Below are 6757 nucleotides of genomic sequence, written 5' to 3' on the forward strand. Positions count from 1 at the left end.
ATGACAGGCTTTGGGTTCAGGCATCTGCCTGGGCAAGTTGTGTTACCGTGTGCAGGGGCAGTGCAAACCCTAGCTCAGGATTTTGCCATGCAATCTCAAAAAGAGTCCAGGCTGTTTTTGCAAAAGCTTTTGCAAAATCCGCCCGCGCTGCCGTTTGAACCCAAGCTGCTTCCCCTGCTGTTTGCGGTTACCCAGGAGGGCTCCAATGCCTCGGTGCGATCGGTCGTTGCACTGATTGAAAAAAGCCCCAGGCTCGCAACACGTGTGCTCACAGTGGCAAATTCGGCTGCATACGGGCTTGAGTTCAAGGTTTCTACCCTGCAAAGAGCCATCAGCATCATGGGCCTGCGCGAAGTGCGCCTGCTTGTGCTCATGGTGGGCATGTCGTCGTTTATACGGGAGGCCCAGCTTCCCAAAAGTTTTGACACTGCTGCGTTCTGGAAACACCTGCTTTCTGTGGCAACCATTGCCAGAACTCTGGCGGATGTTCTTGGTGGAGATACCGGCGTATGCGGAACCTCTGCATGCGCTGGCGAGCGCTTGGTCATGGTGCCGGACGAGGCATACATAGCTGGCTTGCTCCATGATGTGGGCAAGATTTTTTTTGCTGCCGCTCGGCCAGACCTCTGGGAAAAGACGGCAGAAATGGAACAGGCCGAAGATTGCGGCAGTTCCGAAGCTGAAATCGCGCAGCTTGGCATGGACCACGGGCTTATTGGGGCGGCAGTGATGCATCAGTGGAAGCTGCCTCTGGTACTTACCGAACCCATAAACCTGCACCATTCGCCCGAACTTGCCACAACGTATAAAATGGAGGCGCGCCTGCTTGCTGCGGCCAACGCCCTGGCCCATTGCAGCCACGATGCGCCCATGCTGAGGAGCAAGGCGGGAGAACACCTGCCCGATGGGTGCGATCTTGATGCCGTGAGCGCTGCTGTGTTTGAAAGTATGGTCAGAGTACAGGAAGCCGGTTTTGCTGAGCTTGATGCATAGCCCGTGCGTGGGCCTGATGCCGCATTTGTTTTTTTCAACTTTTCTTGAGGCTCACACTTGAGGCGCGCACATGGATATTGAAACCGGCCTTGATAATCTGCTGCGCGGGCAATTTGACGCCGCGCTGGCCGAATTTGAAGGTTGCGGGCAGCAGCCCACAGCAGAAAAACTGTGCGAGCTCACGCGGGCCTGCGCTGACCTTTCTGCTTATGCGGCGGCACTGGCAGAGGGGGATCTGTCTGTCCGCCCGCCAAAATCCTGCCGGCACTTTTCCACGCACCTTGAAAGCCTGCACGCCAAGCTCAAACGTCTGGCGCGGCAACTGCTCATATTCAGCGCGGGGTACCCCATGCCAGCGGTTGACGATATGGGCGACCTCTCTGACGGGCTGACCTTTCTTATCAACCAGGCGCAGACCTGCAAAAAGCAGGTCGAGCACGACCAGAATCACGATGTTGAAACCGGCCTCATGAACCGCCGGGCCTTTGTTCGCGGCGTGCGCGAAGCCTTGCAGATGCAGCCCGGCAAATTTGGCGTACTGCTTTCGTGCGGTCTGGATAATCTCAAGTATGTAAATGAGTCGCATGGGTACGATGGGGGCGATCTGTACATTAGCAAGGTGGTTGAAGCCTTGCAGATGTGCGAAAATGACGCAGTGCTGCTGGCCCGCACGGCAGGCAGCGAATTTGCAGTTTTTGCCCACGGTTTTGATAATGAAGAAAGCGCCTTGCGCTTTGCGCAGGATAATCGCAAAACCCTGCTGAACACCACCATTGAACTGCCCAGTGAGGTCGTGCGCATACGCGCCTCGCTCGGGGTGGCCGTGTATCCCAGCGACGCCATGACCGGCGATGTGCTCATGAATTATGCCAGCCACGCCATGTTTGAAGTGCAGAACTTCAATCGCGGTACGCTTATGCGGTTCAATCCTGAAGTTTACCGGGCCAAGGCCAATATCCTGAGCCGTCAGGAACGCCTGGACGAATTGCTTGAAGGCCAGTTGATCCGTTTTGCCTTTCAGCCCATTGTGAGCCTGAAAGATGGCTCAATTTACGGTTATGAGGCGCTCATGCGCTCCACAACCCCGCATTTTGCCTCGCCGCTTGATGTGCTGCAACTGGCAGAGGCGCAGTCAAAACTGCCTCAGTTGGAGTACCTGACCTTCAGGATGATCTTTGACTGGATGGACAAAAATCTCCCTTCGCTCGGCGCCAGAAAGATATTTTTCAACGCCATCTCCGCGCAGTATCTGGATGCCCGGGAGCTGCGCAACCTGCACCCGCGCTATGAAGACATAAGCCGCAACATGGTGTTTGAAATAATAGAAACCGCCAGCAGCGAGGAGGGCCTTGCCCAAAAGGTGCGCGAGCTGCGCACGGAGCTGGCGGCCTTTATCGCCATTGACGATTTTGGCTGCGCCCACTCAAATGCGCTGCGGCTTTTGAATATTTCGCCCGAGATTCTCAAGATCGACAGCTTTTTTATCCGCGCCATCCACAAGGCGCCCGCATCCAAGAGGGAATTTCTTTCAAATATCCTTGTATATTGCCGTTCAAAGGGCATCCTCACCGTGGCGGAGGGTGTGGAAACCCACGAGGAACTTGCAAGTGTGGTTGCTCTGGGATTTGACCTTGCTCAAGGCTTTTACCTGGCAAGGCCGGAATTCGCCCTCCAAGAACTTGCGGCAAGCCAGATTGAAGAAATCACCGAGCTCAAGCGTACCGTCTGATTCTGTTCTTCTCCCCCTCCTTCATTTCTCCCGTTTCCTGCCTGTGCAGCCTGCAAACTGACTGCCCCCGTCCGTTCTCATTCCTTTCATTCCGTGATGCCCAGAAGGCGCGGGATATCCCAGTCTTCCGTCTCTTTGAATGAAAGCGCGCGGCTCACGCAAATCTTGCCTTCAGCCGACAGGTCAACTCTGTCTTCCATATAGGCTACGCCTCTGGATTTTCTGACAATGATCACTGTCGGTCGGGTTGGAAAATCGGGGTTGCTGCTGCTTATAAGGCCCATGCGCCCGTCTGAAAGCTTAACCGCCGTTCCTAGCGGGAAGACCCCCATCATTCTTATGAATAAATCCACAAAGCCTCGCGGCCATGCCGTTCCGTTCATTTTGTACATGATTGCCAGCGCATGGCTGGGGCAAAGGGCCTCTTTATATACGCGCCTGGATGAAAGCGCGTCATACACATCGCAGATAGAGATGATGCGCCCAAAAAGGCCGATGGCTGAGCCTTTGAGCCCGTGGGGATACCCCAGGCCATCGTGCATCTCGTGGTGCTGGGCTGCGCCCTCCAGAATTTCTGGTGCGATATTGGGTATCTTGCGCAAGGCGTCATAGCCGAGCAGCACGTGCGACCGCATGACGGCAAATTCAGACGGGGAAAGCGCACGCGGCGCGTTAAGAATCTCTCTTGGTACGAGCGCCTTGCCGTAATCATGAAACAGCCCGGCCATACCGGCTAGTTGCTGCTGCTGATCCGTAAGGCCCAGATGCCGGGCAAAGGCTACGGCGAAAATGGCCACGTTGACGCTGTGCCTGTAGGTGTATTCGTCACGCCCTTTCAGGTTGGCAAGGGTCAGCATGGCGTTGGCATTACGCTTGAGGGCAAGAATGATGGACTTAACGCAAGGTTCGGCCCCTGCAATCTCTGCACTGCCGCACTCGCCGGAAGACATGGCGGCTTTTACATGGGCGTAGGCGGCAGCGTGCGCTCTTTGTGCCTGTGCAAGGTTGCGTGAGAACAAACGCGGCAGCGCGCATCCCGGTTCATACGCGGGAACGGCGCGCTCCGGATCGTGAATTACTTCGGTAAAGCCCTGCTGGATGATCCCGTCAATCTCTGCCTGATCGGCCACAAGACCCTCGCTCATGTAGAGCAGCGGGGCATTGATCCAGGAGATGCCCGGATTGAGCACGTACATTCCCGGCTTCAGGTTTGCTATAGGTATCCGTTCCGCAGACATGCTGGTGGATCCTTTGGCAGGCATTTGCGTTGATTTTCACTACAATAATATAACACTTCAAAATTTTAGGAGTAAAGGGATAAAACGCGTCGTTTTTGCAACACGCTGATTGGATTGTTCAAAATTTCTTTTCGCGCCAATTCTCAATTTGATTGGTAGCACAGCACCAATGTGAAATTAATATTTTATCACTCTTGTATAAAAAATGTGATTTCCAATATGCTGAAATTATAAATAAAAAAAACTGATTAAGCACTCAAGTTATAAAAACTACAATTAAATTAAGGTTTAAAGAAAGTGTGTGAAAACAGGAACCTGGCTGGAAATTAAAAAAAAACTGTGCTAGCGACAATGCTTCCTAATTATTTATCAGACTAGATTAGTACAGTTGCGGTGACTTGGAAATGTTTGCAACGGCACTTTTGAAGTGGTTTTCGCTTCAGGCTGATTTTAGGATTGGCGCGATGTGCCGCAGACAGACGACAATATCCCTTACTCGCACGAGAGAAGCACTATGGGCAGTATGCAGTTGGTTCAGAGTGTATGCGGAATGTGCACCGCAAGGTGCCCAATTTCTGTAGAAATAAAAGACGGTGCCGTGGGTATGATTTACGGCAATCCGCACAGTCCCCTCAAGGGTGCCTTGTGCGCGCGCGGCGTGGCAGGCAAGGCCCTTGAGCGCGAGTCCGAGTGCCCACAGAGCCCGCTTATTCGCGTGGGTGAGCGGGGCGAGGGCAAGTGGAAAAAGGTTTCGTGGGAAGAAGCCTTTGACTATGTTGCGCAAAAAATTGCTGCAGTGCAGCAGCAATACGGCAAGGAAGCCGTGCTGTGGTCTGACCGCGATGGCCCCTTTACCGACCTGTACCGCGCATTCATGCGCGGCATAGGTTCGCCCAACGTCTGTACGCACAGTACCTCGTGCGACCTCAATGTCCACCACGCCTGCAAGGCCGTCATGGGCCTCGGGCGCGGCATGGCCGTGAACGACTTTGCCAACTGCAAGCACATTGTGCTGCAAACGCGCAACATCTTTGAAGCCATCAATCTGGGCGAGGCCAGAACCGTCATGCAGGCCCTGCGCAAAGGCTGCAAGCTGACGGTCATTGATATCCGCCACAATGTTTCGGCCTCCAAGGCCAATGATTTTCTGCTTGTCCGCCCCGGTACGGACTATGCCTTCAATCTGGGCATCATCAACACGCTCATTACCCACAAGCTGTACAACAAGGATTATGTGGACGCCCACACCACGGGTTTTGCCGAACTGGCCGAATTTGTGGCCCCCTACACGGCGGAATGGGCGGCTGAACAGTGTCAGGTCGATGCGCGGGCCATTGTGCGTCTGGCGCAATCGCTTGCCGCTGCGGCTCCCCATGTGATCTGGCATCCCGGCTGGATGACCTCGCGGTATGGGGATTCTTTTCAGGTTGCGCGCACGGCACTGGTCATTACGGCCCTGCTGGGCGGGGTGGGCGTCAAGGGCGGCATAGTGCCGGGCCGTACCCCCAAGGAATGCGGCAAGGCCGGGCTCAAAAAGTTTACTGATCTCTTCCCCGCGCCCAAGGGCTTGCGCGCCGATGGCCTTGGCGTGGACGACAAGGCTTTCGACCCCGGCAAGGGGCTGCTGCACAAGGCTTTTGAAGCCATCAGCAATCCTCCGCAAGGGGCAGCTCCGGTCAAGGCTTACATGTGCTGGCGGCACGACCCCTTGCAGGGTTATCCCGATCCCGATGCGCTGCGCAAACGCTTTGACGGCCTTGATCTGCTTGTGAGCGTCACGTTCTCCTGGTCAGACACCGCCTGGTATTCAGACGTGGTGCTGCCGCTTTCCACCTATCTTTCGCGCGAGAGCATCATTGCCACCAAGAACGGCCTCAAACCGCAGTTCTTTGTGCGCAACCGCGTTATCCCGCCGCGCTACGACACCAAGGCCGACTGGGAGATCATCGGCGGTCTGGCAAAGCGCCTCGGGCTTGATCCGCTGGTTTTTGAAAGCGCGGAGGACGTGTGGCGCTTTCAGCTTGAAGGAACAGGCCTCACCAGCGCGGACTTTACCGAAAAGGGCTTTGTGTCACTCACCAGCGACCCACTGTACGTGGATCTGGCAAATTATTCCTTCCCCACTGCCTCGGGCAAGGTGGAATTGACCAGCGAGGGCTACGGCAAGGGCTGCGGCGAAAACATGCTGCCCCCCTACACGCCGCCCGTTGCGCCGCCCGAGGGGGCCTACCGCATTACCTTTGGGCGCGTGGCCGTGCATACCCAGGGCCATACCATCAATAATCCGCTGCTGCTGGAGCAGGTTCCTGAAAATACCGTTTGGATCAACAGCAAAAAGGCCAAGGCCGCTGGCATCAACCCCGGCGACAGGGTGCGCGTGCGGGATGCTGCGGGCAATGCCATGGGCGAGGCCGGGGTCAAGATCACCTCTGCCATCCATCCCGAGGCCATCTTTGTGGTGCACGGCTTCGGCCACGACCTGCCTTGCGAAAGCCGCGCCTTCCACAAGGGCATTTCTGACAGCAAGTGCCTGCGCGGTGGTCTGGACATCCAGGATATGGGCGGCGGCGGCCTTGCCATGCAGGAGCATTTTGTCACGCTTGAGAAAGTGGCCCGTCCCGGCGCCGCATAAGGCGGGCTCTGCTCCGGATATTGGCAAAGGCATGGCCTGATACTGCAAGGAAATTTACGGGAACAACCCACCGAGCCGCGTGGGAGGATGGTTATGAGCAAATATATTGTCATGCACAATTCGGCGGATTGCATAGGCTGCAAGGCCTGCGAGGTTCAGTGCCGC

The 6757-nt window shown here is 55.7% G+C and carries 4 protein-coding genes; 3 read left to right on the forward strand and 1 reads right to left on the reverse strand.

Annotation, left to right across the window (positions count from 1 at the left end):
- Window positions 1–87: 87 nt before the first annotated feature.
- A complete protein-coding gene (locus VEZ52_RS12055; RefSeq protein ID WP_324837031.1) occupies window positions 88–993 on the forward strand; it encodes an HDOD domain-containing protein in 906 nt (301 codons plus the stop codon).
- Window positions 994–1063: 70 nt separating this feature from the next.
- A complete protein-coding gene (locus VEZ52_RS12060; protein WP_324837032.1) occupies window positions 1064–2722 on the forward strand; it encodes a GGDEF domain-containing protein in 1659 nt (552 codons plus the stop codon).
- Between the two features lie 86 nt (window positions 2723–2808).
- Here the strand turns inward: VEZ52_RS12060 and VEZ52_RS12065 are convergent, their stop codons facing one another.
- Window positions 2809–3960, reverse strand: coding sequence for an HD-GYP domain-containing protein (locus VEZ52_RS12065; RefSeq protein ID WP_324837033.1), 1152 nt, complete (start codon window positions 3958–3960; stop codon window positions 2809–2811).
- Window positions 3961–4474: 514 nt separating this feature from the next.
- On the opposite strand from VEZ52_RS12065, the gene VEZ52_RS12070 reads away from it, so the two are divergent.
- Window positions 4475–6592 (forward strand): molybdopterin-dependent oxidoreductase, encoded by a 2118-nt coding sequence (locus VEZ52_RS12070; RefSeq protein WP_324837034.1) that lies wholly within the window; start codon window positions 4475–4477, stop codon window positions 6590–6592.
- The last annotated feature ends 165 nt before the right edge of the window (window positions 6593–6757 follow it).

Source organism: Desulfovibrio sp., assembly GCF_035644575.1.
Lineage (GTDB): Bacteria > Desulfobacterota > Desulfovibrionia > Desulfovibrionales > Desulfovibrionaceae > Desulfovibrio.